We start from the raw sequence: 19,110 nt of genomic DNA, 5'->3' as shown, positions 1-19,110 counted from the left end.
GCTATAACCTTTCACCCGCTCTGTTGACAGAGAAGCCTACCTGGTTGTTAAATCAATACCAGCTACCCTTTGACGCTGACAGCTCATATCCACCCTGCGTTAGTTCACTGAAGGTTTAAAAACTTCTCTCAACCGCGCAAACGTCACAAACTCATCGTTGGCTTCCATTACTGCATACTCTGGGTTTCTTGCCACAAGTAAGTAGGTTACTTCACCTTGCGCATTAATCTGTTTTTTTACATCTCGTAATAAAAATTGTTCGTCGCCAGCTGCGTCAAAGCGCTCGATGGCAATAGTAGTATTTGTAATTGATCCCGCATTGCTTGATGTGATCCGCTCGAGTAATAACAAGTCTCCATCGAAGATAGGGTGTTTCCCACCATTCATTGAATTGCCACTGGCATGAGCTAAGAAATGTTTTTCAGGGTCGACTTTTCCACCCCCCGGTGGTGCAGGTACGAAGGACATTTCGCTACTTTCACCTGTTTTAAAGTGACCACAAGCAATTTTTAAATTAGGAAAATATGGCAGTTGTACCACGTGTTCCGCAACATCTGTGCTTTGTAGCTGGTTTGGTACCGCATCATCTGTCACCGTCTGTGTACTTTCGGGTTCGGCTAGCCTGTCACGTTTGGTATGAAGATATCTAGCAAGGCGATAGCGACTTAACTCCAATATACAGTCGGTCAGTTGTTCAATATCTTGCGTTTCAACTTTAAGGTTTAGTTTGAACTGCGCTTCTTCAATGGATTGATTTGGTGCTTGTTCAATTGAAAACCAGTGGTGTGTTTTGCGCTTATGTGCAGGTTTTTTTGTTTCTGTGAAAGCGTTAATCGGATTATCGAACCAATAGTTGAACCAAGCTTTACTACCTTTACTTTTGCTTCTGTCCTTTTCTGATATATCTAGCTTTCTTAACTGAGGATAGTGCAATAGCACATCATAACTCTTATCTGCCAACGCTCTCAATGTAGGAGGGTAAGCTATACCATCGAGCTGAACAAAGGCTTCAAGCAAAATGGCTTTAAAGCATTTTGTCATGTTGGTCACTTCGACACCCTCTTTTAAAAACACCTTGTAGGGCGCAAGCCACGTAGTTGAAATACGACTAACGCTCTTTGCTTTTACAACGAGTTCAAACCAACTTCCATAAGCCTTTACCTTCTTAAATTCACCAAACTCATGGAAAAACTTACACGCATCGGGCGCATGACCTAGTTGCTCTGTTAAATTTTGATAATCATCAAGAGCCGTGGTTCGCTGTTCTTTAGCGAGTTGCCGCCAAAAGTCGGTAATTTCTAGGTCATAATTTACAAAACATCCTTCAGGTAGCTGAACTACTTGGTTATCTTTATTTAGTTTTGTAACTAAATCTCTAGGTGAGTGCGTAGCAAAAAGTGCATAAGGCTTGTTCAAAAAACTGTGGTGGTTGCCAATAAAATCTAAGACGACCAAATGCGTTTTCTGTTGATGGGTTCTCAGTCCACGGCCTAATTGCTGTAAGAATAAAACCTTAGATTCACTGGGCCTCAGCATCATCACAGTGTCGATACAGGGTAAGTCAGTGCCCTCATTAAACAGGTCAACACTAAAAATAATTTGTAGTTTTCCAGATGCTAAATGCGCTAAAGCCTCACTACGTTTTATGCTTGACTTTCCATGTACCGAAGCCGCGTCAATTCCCGCTTTTTTGAAGTAGTTTGCCATGTAGTCGGCGTGTGCGGTCGAAATACAAAATGCCAGTGTGCGTGTTTGCGCTAACTGTTTCCAGTGCTGTAAAGCATGCTTTGCCCTATGCTCTGTGGCAAATTGGTTGTTTAGAGTGGTTGGATCAAACTTGCCGTTACGCCAAGGAATTGCGGTATAGTCAACGCTTTTATCCCAAATACCATAGTAGTGAAACGGTGCGAGCGTTTTGGCGTCAATCCCCTGCACCATATTCCGCTCATAGACGAGGTTGTTGTCACATAGACTTAAAATATCGGCTTGGTCAGTTCGCTCTGGTGTAGCAGTTAACCCAAGTAAGAATTGCGGCTCAAAATAAGACAGCAAATTTCGGTATAATTTACTACTCGCGTGGTGAAACTCATCAACAATAATGTAGTCAAAGTAATCAGTTGCAAACTGCCTCAAACTCTCTGTTTTACCAATGCTCTGTATAGAGGCAAACAAAAAATCGGCATCACTTTGTTTTTGCTTGCCAGTATAAAACCCTGCGGTACAATCAATTAATCGTGCAAACGTCTTGGCCGCTTGCTTGAGAATCTCTTCTCTATGTGCCACAAATAGAACTTTTTTCGCAGCGACTTGCTGAACATCAAAAGCAGCAAGCCATGTTTTGCCCATTCCTGTCGCTAATACCACTAAGCCTCTTTTATAGCTTTGTGCTCTTGAGTTATTCAGTTTTTCTAGGGCTTCTTGCTGTTCTACTCTTGGGCTAATTAGCTCAATACTTATGTCGTCATCGACATTATTGCTAACGGTTTTAAACTGTGGCTTCTTACGGCGCTCTTGATAGTGCTGTATCCATGGGTAGCTTAAACATGCTGTTTGAGAGTGAGTAAATAAACTGGCAAACGCAGCCTTAAACTGCAAGAATGTTGCCTTGTTATTAGCACTGTGACTAGCTATAAAATCATGCCGAAAACACCACTCTAACCCTTGAGTTAGTGCCACTGCACTTATATTGTTTGAACCAATAAACGCACTACCCTCATAAATTTGGCCATCTTCACCTTTGGTTTTGGTGAAAATGTATGACTTCATATGGAAACTCTCATTTCCGCGTGTTTCATATACTCGCAGCTCAGCCCCTAAAGTATGTAGTGTCATCAATTCTTTAAGTGCGAGCGGGCAAGTGAAGTCTAGATAGTCTGAAGTAAGTAACTTTAAGGTGGTGCCGTTTACTAGGGCGTCATACAAAGCATCAAAGAGTAAATCAAGACCAGAGAGCTGAATAAATGAAACGGTAATTTCAATCTCGTCAGCTTGCTCGATGGCATGAAGCAACGCAGGCAGTAAGGGGTCATCGCCCCCTACATAAAGTTGCTTATCCGTGCACAGCGCAAGTTCTCCTCCTTGGTAATTACTGCTCACTTGATTAATCCTTCCTAAGTAGAGCGTTTAACCAAAGCTCATTATCTCGGTTGGGTCTTCTATCTTCCGTCACCCATAGCTTAATGATGTTGAGGTTTGGACATGCTGCGATAACTTTTGATAACCCCTCTTCATTGAGATCTGTAAATCTGCGACCATTGTGCCCTCGTTCACCAGAACCATATTTGAACGAAACATACAACACGCCATGAGATTTAAGCGCGTCTTGTAACTTCACAAAAACATTGGGTAGATCTTGCTCTGCGACATGTAAAAGACTGGCACAGGCCCAAATACCATCGAAAGCAGCAATATCTTGTATCTCTTCAAAGAATTGGTGCCTCACTGGCTGGCCTAGTTGTGTAGCGGCAATCTTCACTAGCTTTTCGCACGCATCCATTGCGCTGACTTCAAAGCCAAGTTGCTTAAACGCTACCGCGTCGCGGCCACTGCCACAGCCTGCGTCAAAAATATGGATATGACGTTTCTCACGCTTTGGTAATTCAGGAAGAAACTCCCGATAAAGCGGTTGCATGTCCACATTGAGTGTTGAGTTTGCAAATTCTTCTGCGTGTTGATCGTAATAAGCGAGCGTAATTTTGGACATTTTTTACCTAACATAACTTCATTTAGTGGCGCAGTGTAAATGACGAAAAGTATGATTTCCATGTCGCCATTGAAACTCCGTCAGCTCACATTTGCTGTCCATTACCAATGTGATGCCACAGTAAAGCTGATATTACTAATCTAAATGGTTAGATAAACGTTCAAACACATAAAGATCCTGTTCGTGAGCGGTTACTTCATCCTTAACCGCTGTGTATATTCATTTGAAATTAGATGTAAACGAATGCTGTGGGTATTAAACCCGAAAATCCATACGTTTTGTAGTGATTTGCGTCAAATTCCGATGCTTTTGTCACAAAAGTGTTAGATATATTTTGCTAACCCATTAAAGCCAGAGTTAATTTAAATTGGTAAAAGTAACAAATATAGATGAACTAGCCTATTACAGTACATTACAGCTATTTTTATCGATTTGCTGATTCTATTGGTATTTGTTGTGTTTTTCCTGCGGTTACTTCAGTTCAGAGGTACTGCGCAAGCTTGTCTTGTATGAGGGCTTGCTTGTAGCCTGGCTAAGCGAAGTGTCGCTACGGTTTACAACTTTTCCACATTCACCTACATTGGAAATGTAGCTTGGGTCTCAACAGGAAAGTCGCATGCACTTCAAAAATAAAATAACAAACGAGCGTTCTTATAATACCGGTGGCAGTGAGGCGAGTAGCCTTGAAAGCGACCGTGGGCGAATTATCAACAGTGCTGCGCTTAGACGGCTGCAACAAAAAACTCAGGTATTTCCGCTTGAGCGCAATGCGGCGGTGCGTTCGCGCTTAACGCACTCGCTGGAGGTACAGCAAAACGGCCGTTACATTGCTAAAAAAATTGTTGATGCGCTGGTGCAGCAAGGTAGGCAAGATTTGTTGCAATATGAAGATAAAAACGGCCAGCTAGTGGATTTGTCTGAGTGTTTGGTTACTCTGTCTGAAATGGCCTGTTTGATGCACGATATTGGTAACCCTGCGTTTGGTCACTTTGGCGAGGCCGCCATCAATGATTGGTTTAAACGCTATTTGAGCCAGCATCAACAGTTTGCAAAAAGTGCTCGGGCGGCACTTAGGTATGGCTCAAAGGAGAGTAAATCGTCTGATCTGGCTGTACTGAATCAAGAAATGGAGTTACTGCTCGATATTTGTAGTTTTGAGGGTAACGCGCAGGCCATTCGCGTTATTCATACGCTTTCTCGGCTTAACCTTACCTATTCACAATGCGCCACGGTGATGAAATATACCCGCTGCGCAACTACACCTAAATCAACTGTGGCTACTGACAAGTCTTATCTACAAAAGAAAGTTGGATATTACTTTAGTGAAAGTGGGTTTGTCAGTGAGCTGTGCGACAAATTGCAGATACAAGTAGGTAATCGCCACCCTGTGGCTTACATCATGGAGGCGGCTGACGACATTGCTTATTGCCTTGCTGATATGGAAGACGCTGTAGAAAAAGGCATTATTTGCGTAGATGAGTTAACGGGCTGTTTAATAGAGGAATATCAAAATATCGCCGCAGGGTTTGGTATTACTGATGATAAACACTTGGAGCTAATGAGTAAAAAGCTCCACTATGCCAATGATAAAGCCAGTAGGCATATGGCAAATTTTGATAATGAGTTTTTTATTTGGCTCCGCGTGGGGTTGTTACACCCACTTGCCGAACATGCCAAAACACGTTTTATCGATAATATTGAAGCGATCTACGAGGGGAGTTTTAACGCTTCGTTATTGGAAGATAACAGCCACCTTCATGCTATTGTAAAGTCGCTGAAAACGGTGGCAATCAAAAACGTATTTTCGAACAAAGAGGTAGAGCAGTTGGAGCTTCAAGGTTATAAGATCACCAGCAGTATATTAAACGAATATCAGCGGGTGCTTGATTTAGATGCTGATGATTTTCACGCTGCATTAAATGGCGAGCATAGTTTTGCGATAGAGTCGCGATTGATTAATCGGATTTCCAAAAAGTATGTTGCGGTATACCGCGAGACCATAGCGCAGCTTAGTGATGCTGAACGAGCCGAGCCGATTTTTGAGTTTTATTATCGCTGCCGCCTTATTCAAGATTTTATCAGCGGCATGACTGACCAGTTTGCTTATGATACCTATCGTGCGTTGACCGCTTTGGATTGAGGTTGATGTTTGAGCCTTGTTGAAAAGATCGCCGCGTAAAGCGGCTCCTACCGGTGGTGGCATTTGAAGAATTATCCAGTGGTCATGTTATGTGTTGGGGCGAGTTTACCCCGCATTCTTGTTGAAAAATCGCCGTGTAAAACGGCTCCTATCGGCGGTGGCATTTGAAGAATTATCCGGTGGTCATGTTATGTGGTGGGAGCGAGTTTACCCCGCGTTCTTGTTGAAAAATCGCCGTGTAAAACGGCTCCTACCGGCGGTGGCATTTGAAGAGTTATCCAGTAGTCATGTTATGTGTTGGAGCAAGTTTATCTCGCATTCTTGTTGAAAAATCGCCGTGTAAAACGGCTCCTACCAGTGGTGGAATTTGAAGAGTTATCCAGTGGTCATGTTATGTGGTGGGGTGAGTTTACCCCGCGTTCTTGTTGAAAAGATCGCCGTGTAAAGCGGATCCCACCAGTGATGGCATTTGAAGAGTTACCCAGTGGTAGTGATATGCTGTAGGAGCGGGTTTACCCCGTGATATTGTTGAAAGATCGCCGTGTAAAACGGCTCCTACCGGCGGTGGCATTTGAAGAGTTATCCAGTAGTCATGTTATGTGTTGGAGCAAGTTTATCTCGCATTCTTGTTGAAAAGATCGCCGCGTAAAGCGGCTCCTACCGGTGGGATATTCGAAGAGTTACCCAGTGGTCATGTTATGTGTTGGGGCAAGTTTATCTCGCATTCTTGTTGAAAGATCGCCGCGTATAGCTGCTCCTACCTGTGGGGTATTCGAAGAGTTACCCAGTGGTAATGATATGCTGTAGGAGCGGGTTTACCCCGCGATATTGTTGAAAAATCGCCGTGCAAAGCGGCTCCTACCGGTGGGGTATTCGAAGAGTTACCCAGTGGTAATGATATGCTGTAGGAGCGGGTTTACCCCGCGATATTGTTTAAAAATCGCCGTGTAAAACGGCTCCCACCAGCCGTGGCATTTAAAGAATTATCCAGTGGTAATGATATGCTGTGGGAGCGGATTTACCCCGCGTTCTTGTTGAAAAATCGCCGCGTAAAGCGGCTCCTACCTGTGGGGTATTCGAAGAGTTACCCAGTGGTAATGATATGCTGTAGGAGCGGGTTTACCCCGCGATATTGTTGAAAAATCGCCGTGCAAAGCGGCTCCCACCAGCGGTGGCATTTGAGAGTTATCCGGTGGTCATGTTATGTGTCGGGGTGAGTTTACCCCGCGGTATTGTTGAAGAATCGCCGTGTAAAACGGCTCCCACCAGCGGTGGTATTCGAAGAGTTACCCAGTGGTCATGTTATGTGGTTGAGGTGAGTTTACCCCGTATTCTTGTTGAAAAGATCGCCGCGTAAAGCGGCTCCTACCGGTGGGCTATTCGAAGAATTATCCAGTGGTAATGATATGCTGTAGGAGCGGGTTTACCCCGCGATATTGTTGAAAAATCGCCGCGTAAAGCGGCTCCTACCGGTGGGCTATTCGAAGAATTACCCAGTGGTAATGATATGCTGTAGGAGCGGGTTTACCCCGCGATATTGTTGAAAAATCGCCGTGTAAAACGGCTCCCACCAGCCGTGGCATTTAAAGAATTATCCAGTGGAAATGATATGCTGTGGGAGCGGGTTTACCCCGCATTCTTGTTGAAAAGATCGACGTGTAAAGCGGATCCCACCAGTGATGGCATTTGAAGAATTATCCAATGGGTGGTGTTTGAGGTTTATCCGTCTGTGAACGTTTTTAGTGCGCCGCCCCCAGCCGTAGTATGATACGATTATTCTAAAACTTGAAATTCACAAGTGGTTTACTAAAGTTACAAACAAGTCTATTTCGACTTTCTCGTCTTTAGTCATGCTGTATAAGGACAGCTAACAACATAATAAAAATAAGGAATATCCAATGAAACATTCCATTTTGGTATGTTCAATACTTCTTGCTGGCTGTAGCGGTAACCCAGAGTATTCTCATACAGGGGACAATAGAGTAAATATGGCTGGTGCATCACAGCTATTTCCTCATGGAGAGTTTGTTACCATCGACTTGGCACGGCAAATTGCCAATGACACACAACTGCAAAAGTGGGAAACAGATAACGGTTATATGGTGTTAGGCTATGAAATTAGTCAGGGGTCTCAAACCCCTCCAAAGGGCAAACATAAAACTGTCATTACCAGCAAAAAATTATTTTGTGAACCAGACAGTGATCCAAGTAGCAGATCTTGTATCCTCGCTCGGGCGAGACTAGATTACGCTTTTGAACTTTACACTCAGAAGCAACCAAAAGCACAAAAAAAAATCAGAAATGAATTACAAGATCGTATTATCGCGGCATCAGAGCAGCGCTGTAACGTGTATAAAATGTATTTGAAACGCTCAGAGTCACGAAATAACTTTTGGTTGGGCACATTAACCACTGTACTTGGTGGTGCAGGCGCACTTTTTACCAACCAAGTTGGTAATCGCATTTTATCGGGTCTTGCAGGTATAAGCAGTGGTGTTCGTGCTGAGTTTAACCAAGCTTACCTTGCCAGTCAGGCCGCGCAAGTAATCACAAAAGGTATTACCTCTCGGCGCAATGAGTTACGCAAAAAATTACAAGCTAAACATAATGAAGATACAACCGTATATACATTACAAGCCGCGATAGCTGATGCTATTGAATACCATGGAGCCTGCAATATTTTAACTGGCCTGGAAGCTGCTGAGTCAGCTATCGAAAAAGTAGAGAATCCAGGTCTGGATATGATGGCTAAAACGTTATACAAAAGCCGGCACATTGAAGAAATTCTCAAAGGCACAAACCCAGAACAATTTACATTTGATAAGCTGGCTAATGTAGGCGCGGCTTCTCAGTCTCCAAGCCAAGACACGGTAGCCATGCCATTTGCAACGCACTTTGTTTCATTAAAAGGAAATTTAATACAAGCGCTGTATACAAAAGCATATACGAAGCCGGAAATAAGCGAAAAGCTATTTGCACTAATGGATGAAGAAAAGTCGGCAGGCAAAACTTGGTTAGATGCAATTGATGAAAAATATAATGACTTTGAGACAAAAATCCAAGCGGCTTATATTGATGAATTAAATAAGCTTAAAACACCTGCTTCCGATCAAGAAAAACTCAAGGCAGAGTTAAAGTTACAGGCTTTAGATGCACAGTTAACAGCACAACGCCTGTACGTTTCGACACTACTCGAGCAGTTTTATCAGGCGCTAGACACTGTCGACAACAAAACACAATCTATTGCAGCTTATTTTCAGTCTTTGTTTGACGGGTTACCAAGCTATTCGTAGTGTGTTTTTATGTTTCTATTTGATAGGCTGCCAATTCATGCGTAGCCTAATTTTTCAGTCCTGTTCGATGGACTACCCATCTATACAAAGCCTATTTTTTTCAGTCTCTATTTAATAGGCTATCAACTCATGCCTAGCCCAATACCAATTTTCTTAATTAAGTGGTCTATTTTGAGACCAGAAGATCTTGTCGATAACCCCGCTACCGCGTCCTGCTATCGCTAAGGTACCGACATCCATACAGGCAAGGCAAAAATTTCTTATTTAGTTGTTCTCAATAAGAAATTTTTAACGCGGTTAGCGTCAGATTTACGCATTCAAATTGAGCAAGTATTAAGTCAAATTGGTATAATCTTTCAATCTCCATTCGACGAGCTACCAAGTTGTTCGTAGCCCGAGGGCTGGGAAAGTTTATGCCGCTAGCGCTAAAACTAGCGGCGACAAGGTGTTAACTATTTGCAGCGAAAATTGACCGTAAACTATCAAATACTCGCAGGCATACCCATGCAGCTGGCATAGTAAGTCGTTGTTGCCGGCCAATCTGAAAACACACCTAACACACCGACTTCTTTTGCCAACACATCTAATACTTCGAATGTATCGCCATCGTTGTTTATCATCGTTTCACCCGCTAGGCTGCCGTTAATGCTTTGGTAATACCAGCCGCCACCATTGGCTAAGTGACCTGAACGCTCTAATGTCCATGTTATTATGTCAAGTCCTGCTGCTTTGGCTGCATTGGCATATGCTGAAGGTACGATTTTTCCATTTTCTTCTGTTAATAACATCCAAAGTGGTGGCGCAATAATTTTCACACCATCAGCCGCAAGCTCCTGCATGGTTGGTGATAATAGCTCGGGGCTATGTATTATTTGTTCAGATGAGAGCATTGCTTCAGCAGCAACCGATTGTGCCTCATATCTATCGTCAAGATACACCGCTTGCGTGCCAAACTCAGGCGCTTCTTTTATCCAGTAAAGTACATCTTCTAGGTTAAATGACTGTGCTAAAACATCTTTGGGATCAACGTTGGCAGCCTTGTACTCATTAATCATTTTTTGCGCATAGTCAGTTTGTGTAAACCCATCAAAAGGCATCGATACTGAGGGTGCTTTTAGCTCAGGTGTCATTTTGACACCTAGGCTTTTGAATAACTCAATACTTTGCGCATGTGTCATCAAAGTCCCTCGACTTGCGTATAAGTCTGTGCGCCAGTTTGCGGTACCATTTAAATATTCATCTACTGTAGTGGCATTTGGGTTTGCTGCATCCATCTTACCTTGCAGCGTAATAAACTCCGCAAGAGTGATGTCACTGGTACAACATTTTGCTTGCGCGGCAATGCCATTGGCGGGATCAGCGGGTACAAACGGTGTTGTGCATTTCTTACCAAGCTCAGTGGCTAAAATATTGGTTGTAGTATGTAAATCACATTGAGAGTGGCGACACACAAGCGCTTTGTCTTTTGTGAAGGTTACGTCACATTCCAACACGCCAGCACCCATTTTTGCAGCTGCTATATAAGACTCTTTGGTATGTTCAGGAAACTGCATCGGTGCTCCACGGTGCCCGATAGAAAAGTCAGTTTTGTAAAAAGGTCCGTTAGCACATTGGGCTAACTTGGTTTTCAGTGGGCTGCTTTGCATGTCTTGCACCAGAAAGTCTGGTCGTGTACCAACTTGTATGTTGTCAGCACTGCCCGCAGATACTTCAACAATGACAGGAACCTCTACTACCTTCACCTCGGTTTTTGTCGTAACGACTGGCTTTTCTACCTGTACTACTTCGACGGAGTCGTCATCACATCCACAAAGTACGAGCGCCGCTGTCAGTGCTGACAAAATACTAATCTTATTCATTGTAAACCTATGCTTATTTTAAAAGGGATTAACATAAATTTGCTGACCATCTGTTCTGAATGAGGAGCGACATGTAAAGCTATCGGCTCAGAATATCGGTAAATCTCCCAAAAAAGGGACGATTACCGTAGCAAATTTGGTCATACGCTATAAGTAAAAGGTGACAATTGTAAGAATAATTAGTGATATTTATGTTAACCCAATAGGTTAACTACTCAGTAACCACACACTCTCAAAGGCGTGGCTCACTTCTTTTAACCCTCCTTCAAGAACCGTGCGTTCTTGAAGCTCGATGTGGTAGTGGGCACCATAATATCGCTCAACCATTTCCGGTGATACAGCAAATGGTGGTCCAGACATTAAACCTTGCTCATATTCAAAACAAATGAGAAGTTGCTTAGCTGCTTTAGTCAACGATACTAAGTGTTTTGTATAATCAGTCCGCATTGGCTCAGGTAAGGCAACTAATGCAGCGCGATCGTACACAGCATCAATACGCCCTAATAGCTGCGCACTAACAGCAAAAAAATCGCCGACAAATATAGTTAAGTTTGGCGCTTGATATACTCGAAACGCACCTTGTTGGTGAATACGAGGACTGACCTTTAATGATTCAAATAGCGCTACAACGGCTCCTTCATATAGCTCTACGCCAACCACATGTTGGCCGTGCGATAAGAAATGGGTGATGTCCATAGATTTACCACAAAGTGGTATTAGCACTCGCTCCCCCACTTTCAAATCGAGTAAGTGGTAGTACTTGTTAAGCATCCTATTAACTTGCCCTTCATGAAACCCGGTTTGGCCACTTACCCACAAGTCTTGCCAATATGTTGCTTCCATCTTGCTCTCCTATTATCAATACCTTTATTTGTACCAATTATCTTAATTAAGTGGTCTATTTTGAGGCGAGAAAATCTTGTCGGTAACTCCACTACCGCGTCCTGCTACCGCTTTGGTACCTACATTCATGTAGGCAAGGCAAAAATTTTGCAATTTAGTGTGCTAAATAAGAAATTTTTAATGCGGTTAGTGTCGGGTTTACTCCTTCAAATTGAGCAAGTATTAGGTCTAATTGGTATTAGACCTAATACTTGCTTTTTTTACATCTTCTATCTAGAGACAAGGTGAAAAAGTTTATGAGTTAACCTTAGGTTTGCGTCAGGAGTAAACTAAAAAGACATTAACTATCCAGAGCTCAGGTTGTTTAGTCGCTCTAAACCTGAAATGTTTCACGCTATTTGCACCTAATCTTCTCCTATAATTGAACACGTATTAAGACAACTTGGTATTACAGGCACGATGCTACTACTTAAAGCTAACTTGAGGTCAAGAGTTTTTAGTTGCAACTATTTGTCAGCGAGTCGCTTCACAGTATTGGTTAGGTTTTCAGCGCCTTGCTGTATCTCAGTCATGACTTTATTAACCTCATCAACTTGCGCCAACCCAAGTTCTGTACTTTGAGATACTGTATTCATGAGTTCAGTCGCCTCCTTCGTTAGTAATTCGTTTTTCTTTACGACTTCATTGATCTCATTTGTCGATTGTGAAGTTCTAGCAGCAAGGCTTCTTACCTCATCAGCAACCACAGCAAATCCTCGACCTTGCTCTCCTGCACGCGCAGCCTCAATAGCAGCATTAAGCGCTAATAAATTTGTTTGTTCAGCTATAGCACTTATCGTCGAAACAATAGATGAAATCTCTTTCGATTGTTCATTAAGCTGGGCAATCGTAGACATTGCATGTTGAACCTGTTCAGAAATCAGGTTTGAAGTATTCCCTGAATCTTGTAATAGGCTTACTGCTCGTCCTGCGATATGCTCTGTTTGCTCAGAAGTCACTTGTGCCATCTCGGCAGCCTGTGCAACTTGATGCGCCCTTTGCACTCTTTCAGTAATATTGGTTGCAAATTTTATGACTTTTGTAACATTACCCTTATCATCAAAGATGGGGTTGTAGGTCGCTTCAATCCAAACATCTTCACCCTGTTTGCTGATACGATGAAAACTACCACTTTTATACTGTCCCTTCGCAAGCTCTTGCCAAAAGTGTGGGTGTGTTTGATAAAAGCTCTCATTACAGAATACTTTGTGGTGTTTACCTTTAATTTCATTGAGTGTGTAACCAAGGGTTGTCACAAAGTTTTGGTTGGCAGTTAAAATCACACCATCAGGCGTAAACTCAATAGTTGCCATAGATTTATCAAGTGCTTGAGCAATGGCAGCTTGTGCTTTAATGGTTAGTTTTTCTTCTGTAATATCAGTGGCTATTTTGACGATGCGTGCTACTTTGCCATTCTCTTCAACGGGAAAATAAGTGGCATCCAACCAAACAGTCTCACCATTTTTAGCGATTCGCTCAAAGTGACCAAACTGAGCTTGCCCGCGCTGTAAGTCAGACCAAAAGGCTTTATAAGCAGGTGAGTTAACATATTGAGTGTTGCAAAACATCCGATGATGTTTCCCAATGATTTCTGTGCTTGAGTAGCCAATGACTGATAAGAAATGTTGATTGACCGCGATGATCTGGCCATCAGGTGTAAACTCTATTTTTGCTACTGCTTCATCTATTGCTGATAACAGTGCCCGTGCTCGACTGAGCTCCGTCGTTAGGCTTTCAACTTCTTGGGTTGGTTTGCGAAAAAAGAACATAAATAAACTCCAAAGCAAATCTGATACAGGCAAATTAGCTTTATTACGTAGTGTGTTTGTAGGCTGGGAAACCTTATCGATACCTAATGCCATTTTTAACCAAACCGCTGAATGTAAAAGCAGAGTTAAAAAACGGGCATATTCGTATCTAGACCACTCCCCTGTAGATACCAAGCTATTCTATACACTTGCTCGATATTGGATTTAATCTTTATCAATCCAACATCAAAAAACTGCATCTAGTACTATCACACTTTTGACAATAAAGTATGAATTATAGATGAAATATAAAAATGGGTGATTTGAAGTAATAAGCTCTGTTTATATAAACAAAAAGTTGATACGAGGTAGATAAACAAGAATCAAAATTGAGCTAGCCCACACTCAGCAGGTGTTATTTTTGACACCAAACACTTTTAACACTGTTACCAAACAAAACAGCAGCGATAAACCACGCTGCTGCTCAATTCTTAGGTTATACCAATTTGACTTAATACTTGCTCAATTTTAAGGAGTAAACCTGACGCTAACAGCGTTAAAAATTTCTTATTTAGAACAACTAAATAGCAAAATTTTTGCCTTGCCTACATCTACTCGGAGGTAGGTACCTTGGCGATAGCAGGACGCGGTAGCGGGGTTATCGACTAGACTTTCTCGCCTCAAAACAGACCACTTAATTAAGAAAATTGGTATTATTTAGCTATTTTTGTACGGTTAAGCGGTAATCCCCAGCTCCACGGTAGGAATAAATGATAATACGATAATAGCCAGCGCTTGCGGTATAGCGTATGGTTTCTTGTGACGAGGGAGTCTCAGAGATAGCGACCTGCTGCCATTGGCCATTTTTCCATGCTTCCAGTTTTAAATCAAAATCAGCACTTGCAGGCCCTGAGAGTACGGCGTCTATCACGCCGCCATTATATTGAAACCAGCGACCATTTGGCTGGATAGCTTGCTCTTTATCAGCCAAATATCCGCTATAAATATCTCCTTTAGGAGGAGGCGGTAGTGTAGCACTTACGGTAAAACGGATCTCAGCAGCGGGATCTGAAATATTACTGATCCGCAAGCCCGAAGCATCACCATTCCACCACAAGGCATTGGTTCCTCTTTGCGCTAGCGCATTGGGTAAAGTAGCACTAAACTCCCCTGCTACATTGAATAAGTCACCGTTATCACCACGATTTCGACCGTTTTCTGGATCACGGCTCGCATCGCCATGCTCCATCTGTATATATGGATACCATTCATTTGAGTTGTTCCCAGCTGGGTCTACATGCCAAATCGCCAGGCCCGAGTCCAATTGCTGTGAATGCTGCCCTGATTGATGAATCGCTTCGATATAAAACGCTTCATTGGTGTTATTGGGATTACTCCATTTATAAGAGGTATTCGAACCTGAAATATGGCTTAGCTGCCCTGATGGTGCATTACTATTTAACGCGGGGTTTAGTTCAATCACGTTATCCCATCCAGCAAGCGCTCTGAAGTGTGCAACCGGCGGTGTAGGTTCAAAACGGTTTGACGTACCGATAGCACCAAAACCCATCACCCCAAAACTTGCTACTGAACCTTCCGAGCTCCCATCATAATCATATAAGTCAGGCCAATTTGTGATCAGATGCCCAGACTCATGTACAAAGGTGCCTATTGCTAAGCTATCACCCATATCTGTAATTTGATACCGATCTGTGCATACACCGTCGGCACAAAAACGTGGGCTTAACCTTGCCATATGCGGCCATAACCCTTTAGACCAAGCACTATCAGAGTTGCCTGCATAGAAGATGTTTAAGCCTCGGATCTGGCCGCTGCTGTTGGTTGTCAACGAGCGAAAGTCGAACCCTTGGTTAAACTCCAACCAATTCAATGCTTCTTTAATTAACTCTTGTGACCGAACCGTTGAGCTTAACGAACTGTCAGCATAGTATGCTTTATTATTTTTAGCTGTGTAGTACGCCGTTACCGTATTGGTATAGTCTAGTTTGCCGCCCGACACGGACGTAAAATAGCCCCGCACAGATTGCGCATTGCCAAATTCAGAGTAATTTTCGTCATTCAAAAAGCGCTCAATCTGCGCTTTTGTGATCGTACCGCGTTCATCAGGGAAATCGATAATAATCGTAAGTCCTTTTACTTTACCTGTAATTGAGGTGTTCAACTGTGTAAGCTCGGTTTTATGCTCTTCGTGTCGACGGTGAGCCAAATCGTGACTTAGTAGCCCTAGCATGCTTTGCTGAGCAGTTTTTACTTTTTTTGCAATAATGGCTGACGATAACCCTTGCTGGTAGTCCTCCGACTGACGAACTTTTACTCCCTGCTTAGCGCGATTTGAGACTAAAACACCGGTGGAAATTAACGCCTCGCCGTCTGCCGATAACTGCGCATAAGCCATACCTCGCAGCGCATCATCATAGACAACTAATTTACCTCCTACTGTGCGCTGCTGAGCAAAATAGTTATTACCATTCAAGATTAACGTAATAGTCTCGCCATCTGGTTGAGTAAATTGGTAGTGTTTATCTTGGTAAGGGATAGCAGCGTTTACTAGCGTAGTACAGGTCAGTAATGCCACAGTCATTGCGGCTGATGTGAGTTTCATATTTTTGTTCCTAGGTTACATGTTGTACAAACCATTAACATAGAACCTACATACAAAATTGCAACATCCTTTGAATAATTACAGGTACAAATTTCACCAATCACATAAATAACAATTAGTTACGAGATTAGGTTAGATAGTATATTTTTACAGCTCAGTATTTAAAAGTGAACAAAAAAAGGGCATTTAAACTATTTTTTTCAATTTTTAGTTTACAAGAGATAAACATTGCATTAGCATTGGTTTCGTTCCTTTGGGGCTGCACCTTTTTACCTGCGTACTTAGGCGTGCCTAAAGTCACAATTGAACTCCCGAGAAGTAGAGCTTGCTAACCAGGACGTTGGCATTATTGGGATTTCCTTGGCACAGCTTGTTGCTATTGGAGTTTTTATGCAGGCCAGATGGCCTGCTTTTTTTTGCAGAAATGCCATCTCGTTTTAGTTGCTCCCCCCTGTTCATCTCGCTACACTCAGACCTAGACTTTTAATCTCTATAAACTGTATCTATGTTACGAAAACCTTTTTCAGTTTTAGTTGTGATTTATAATGAGCTTGAGCAATTTTTGTTGCTACAAAGAGCTGATGACCCTGATTTTTGGCAATCGGTTACCGGAGGTATAGATCATGACGAGCTGCCAATTGAAACTGCCTATAGAGAACTTAAAGAAGAAACAGGGATCGACGCAAAAGCGCTTGGAATAGAGATACATGCCCACCATAAAACCAACCGATACCAGATCAGGCCGCAGTGGCTTCATCGCTACGAACCCGGTGTAACACTCAATACCGAATATGTTTTTAGTGTTCAGGTGCCGTCGAACACCCCTATTCAACTTGCTAAAGACGAGCATACGGACTTTGTTTGGCTAGATAAACAACAAGCATGTGAACGCGCATGGTCACCGAGCAATAAAGAGGAAATACAAGCAATTACCATCGTTGAGCCACAGAAATGCTAGCACACATCCACGCTGCCAAATGTGCTTCCTATTGATAAATAAAGCCGTCTCCTAACCAGATACACGATAGACTACATTCGCCTAGATTCAAGGTAACAAATTAACTGACTCAATCCATGCAAATTAATATAAAGTTGTTGATTATCCAGAATTTAAGTTATTTAATGCAAAGAATAACTCAAACTTCATCTATCTGAAGCTCAGGTTACCTATACCAATCAACTAAGCTTAATATTCAAAGTACGAAATTATTAAGACTTATAGACTCGGGAGAACTTACATGGATTTAGTCACATTTATCATTGAATACCTTTTTACTATTCAAGCATTTTTGCTGATTTTTGTCGTTGTCGTACTTAAAGGGAGTATCAAATTTGTGCCACAAAACCGAGCGTGGATTATTGAACGTTTCGGTAAATACCAATCTACCAAAGAAGCTGGCCTTAATTTTATCCTGCCATTTATTGACCGCGTTGCCGCTGATAGAAGTTTAAAAGAGCAGGCTGTTGATGTACCTTCGCAATCGGCTATCACCAAAGACAATATCTCACTGATTGTTGATGGCGTGCTTTACTTCAGAGTGCTAGACCCTTACAAAGCAACTTACGGTGTGGACGACTATATTTTTGCGGTAACACAACTTGCGCAAACCACCATGCGAAGTGAATTAGGCAAAATGGAACTAGACAAAACCTTTGAAGAGCGAGACCTACTGAATACCAATATTGTCGCCGCCATTAATTCAGCATCTGATCCGTGGGGGATCCAAGTATTACGCTACGAGATCAAAGATATTGTACCGCCAAATTCGGTAATGGAAGCAATGGAAGCGCAAATGAAAGCTGAACGTGTAAAACGCGCTCAAATTTTAGAGTCGGAAGGTGACCGCCAGGCTGCTATCAATGTTGCAGAAGGTAAGAAACAAGCACAAGTGCTGGCTGCTGAAGCAGAAAAAGCAGAGCAAATCTTACGAGCAGAAGGTGAGGCAAAAGCCATCATTGCCGTCGCTGATGCTCAAGCAGAGGCACTTAGAAAGGTGGGTGAAGCAGCAAACACTGACGAAGGACAAAAAGCGATCCAGCTCGACTTAGCAACAAAAGCAATTGCAGCAAAAGAAGCGATTGCTAAAGAGTCTTCGGTGGTCTTACTTCCTGATAATGGAACCGATGCCAGCTCATTAGTTGCCCAAGGCATGTCGATTATCAACTCGTTGAACAAAAAACAAGGGTGATCTTCATGGCCTTTTTACTTGAACATTTAGCTCAAGCTTTAATTGTTGTTGGGATCGCCTGCCTAATTATTGAAGTGACGGTGCTAGGCTTTGCCACTTTTGTATTGTTTTTTCTAGGCTTATCTTTAGTCATAAGTGGTGGATTAATGTATGCAGAGTTGCTAGAGCAAACTTGGCTTACCGCACTGTGGTTTAATGCTTTAGTTACAACGTTATTGGCTATCTTTTTATGGGAGCCACTCAAACGAATGCAAGAAGTTACCGACAACAAAGAGGTAAAGAGCGACTTTGCAGAGCTCACTTTTACATTAGAAAAGGATCTCAACACAGACAGCCGAATATTCCACAATTATTCAGGGATTGCTTGGCAACTAAAAAGTAAGCAGCCAATTAGCGCAGGAACAGAAGTCAAAGTAGTAAAAAAAGAAGTTGGTGCGTTTTGGGTGGAGCCTAACTAAAACCAAGTTGTCAGAAAGCCGACGCAATTTTATAAAGTTACTATGACGCTAATTAACCTGAACTCGAGTTCAGGTTAATTAAGACCTGCTTTGAACAGATCAGTAGCTAAATTTTTGTCTGCCTTCAAAGCAGTAGCAAGGCGCACAAGTCATGTTGTCGCCTAGGCTTTCTTGGCTAACAACCTAACAGTAGAAAGCTTGCTTTAGCAAATTGA

At 42.5% G+C, this 19,110-nt stretch carries 11 protein-coding genes; 5 read left to right on the top strand and 6 right to left on the bottom strand.

All coding sequences use genetic code 11. The features are described from left to right. Positions 1-99: 99 nt before the first annotated feature. Together F9Y84_RS09845 and F9Y84_RS09840 are read right to left on the bottom strand one after the other, a co-directional pair. Positions 100-3,096 (bottom strand): DEAD/DEAH box helicase family protein, encoded by a 2,997-nt coding sequence (locus F9Y84_RS09845; protein ID WP_147391260.1) that lies wholly within the window; start codon positions 3,094-3,096, stop codon positions 100-102. 4 nt (positions 3,097-3,100) lie between these two features. Then, positions 3,101-3,703: a class I SAM-dependent DNA methyltransferase gene (locus tag F9Y84_RS09840; protein WP_147391261.1), complete on the bottom strand. Its 603-nt coding sequence runs from the start codon at positions 3,701-3,703 to the stop codon at positions 3,101-3,103. A 616-nt stretch (positions 3,704-4,319) separates the two neighbouring features. Between F9Y84_RS09840 and dgt the strand changes: the two genes are divergently transcribed. Together dgt and F9Y84_RS09830 are read left to right on the top strand one after the other, a co-directional pair. Beyond that, positions 4,320-5,843, top strand: coding sequence for a dGTPase (gene dgt, locus F9Y84_RS09835; protein ID WP_147391262.1), 1,524 nt, complete (start codon positions 4,320-4,322; stop codon positions 5,841-5,843). 1,898 nt (positions 5,844-7,741) lie between these two features. Beyond that, positions 7,742-9,136: a hypothetical protein gene (locus tag F9Y84_RS09830; RefSeq protein WP_147391483.1), complete on the top strand. Its 1,395-nt coding sequence runs from the start codon at positions 7,742-7,744 to the stop codon at positions 9,134-9,136. Between the two features lie 482 nt (positions 9,137-9,618). Here F9Y84_RS09830 and F9Y84_RS09825 read toward each other — a convergent pair whose 3' ends face one another. From F9Y84_RS09825 to F9Y84_RS09810, 4 genes are all read right to left on the bottom strand, one after another. Next, positions 9,619-10,995, bottom strand: a complete 1,377-nt coding sequence (locus F9Y84_RS09825) for a glycerophosphodiester phosphodiesterase family protein (protein ID WP_147391464.1) — start codon at positions 10,993-10,995, stop codon at positions 9,619-9,621. Positions 10,996-11,202: 207 nt separating this feature from the next. Beyond that, complete coding sequence (tmpT, locus tag F9Y84_RS09820; RefSeq protein WP_168756753.1) at positions 11,203-11,838, bottom strand: thiopurine S-methyltransferase; 636 nt, start codon at positions 11,836-11,838, stop codon at positions 11,203-11,205. Positions 11,839-12,344: 506 nt separating this feature from the next. Continuing rightward, positions 12,345-13,646: a methyl-accepting chemotaxis protein gene (locus F9Y84_RS22400; protein WP_147391477.1), complete on the bottom strand. Its 1,302-nt coding sequence runs from the start codon at positions 13,644-13,646 to the stop codon at positions 12,345-12,347. 700 nt (positions 13,647-14,346) lie between these two features. Then, positions 14,347-16,248, bottom strand: coding sequence for a M6 family metalloprotease domain-containing protein (locus F9Y84_RS09810; protein WP_147390068.1), 1,902 nt, complete (start codon positions 16,246-16,248; stop codon positions 14,347-14,349). Positions 16,249-16,753: 505 nt separating this feature from the next. Here F9Y84_RS09810 and nudB point away from each other — a divergent pair. From nudB to F9Y84_RS09795, 3 genes are all read left to right on the top strand, one after another. Continuing rightward, the gene (gene nudB, locus F9Y84_RS09805) at positions 16,754-17,206 is read left to right on the top strand and encodes a dihydroneopterin triphosphate diphosphatase (protein ID WP_125251686.1); all 453 of its coding nucleotides are present in this window, start codon (positions 16,754-16,756) and stop codon (positions 17,204-17,206) included. A 280-nt stretch (positions 17,207-17,486) separates the two neighbouring features. Continuing rightward, on the top strand, positions 17,487-18,437 hold the full coding sequence (locus F9Y84_RS09800) for an SPFH domain-containing protein (protein WP_125251687.1): 951 nt from the start codon (positions 17,487-17,489) through the stop codon (positions 18,435-18,437). A gap of 5 nt (positions 18,438-18,442) precedes the next feature. After that, on the top strand, positions 18,443-18,895 hold the full coding sequence (locus F9Y84_RS09795; protein WP_147390067.1) for an NfeD family protein: 453 nt from the start codon (positions 18,443-18,445) through the stop codon (positions 18,893-18,895). Positions 18,896-19,110 lie beyond the last annotated feature (215 nt).

Origin of the sequence: Pseudoalteromonas peptidolytica, assembly GCF_012641745.1 — a bacterium.
In the GTDB taxonomy this organism is placed as follows: domain Bacteria; phylum Pseudomonadota; class Gammaproteobacteria; order Enterobacterales; family Alteromonadaceae; genus Pseudoalteromonas; species Pseudoalteromonas peptidolytica.
Note: the sequence above shows the minus strand (reverse complement) of the source record. Positions and strands in the feature narration are given on the sequence as shown.

Bases quoted from the DNA above. Each gene is read 5' to 3' on its own strand.
- F9Y84_RS09840 (WP_147391261.1), bottom strand. From the start codon at position 3,703: ATGTCCAAAATTACGCTCGCTTATTACGATCAACACGCAGAAGAATTT.
- dgt (WP_147391262.1), top strand. From the start codon at position 4,320: ATGCACTTCAAAAATAAAATAACAAACGAGCGTTCTTATAATACCGGT.
- F9Y84_RS09830 (WP_147391483.1), top strand. From the start codon at position 7,742: ATGAAACATTCCATTTTGGTATGTTCAATACTTCTTGCTGGCTGTAGC.
- F9Y84_RS09825 (WP_147391464.1), bottom strand. From the start codon at position 10,995: ATGAATAAGATTAGTATTTTGTCAGCACTGACAGCGGCGCTCGTACTT.
- tmpT (WP_168756753.1), bottom strand. From the start codon at position 11,838: ATGGAAGCAACATATTGGCAAGACTTGTGGGTAAGTGGCCAAACCGGG.
- F9Y84_RS22400 (WP_147391477.1), bottom strand. From the start codon at position 13,646: ATGTTCTTTTTTCGCAAACCAACCCAAGAAGTTGAAAGCCTAACGACG.
- F9Y84_RS09810 (WP_147390068.1), bottom strand. From the start codon at position 16,248: ATGAAACTCACATCAGCCGCAATGACTGTGGCATTACTGACCTGTACT.
- nudB (WP_125251686.1), top strand. From the start codon at position 16,754: ATGTTACGAAAACCTTTTTCAGTTTTAGTTGTGATTTATAATGAGCTT.
- F9Y84_RS09800 (WP_125251687.1), top strand. From the start codon at position 17,487: ATGGATTTAGTCACATTTATCATTGAATACCTTTTTACTATTCAAGCA.
- F9Y84_RS09795 (WP_147390067.1), top strand. From the start codon at position 18,443: ATGGCCTTTTTACTTGAACATTTAGCTCAAGCTTTAATTGTTGTTGGG.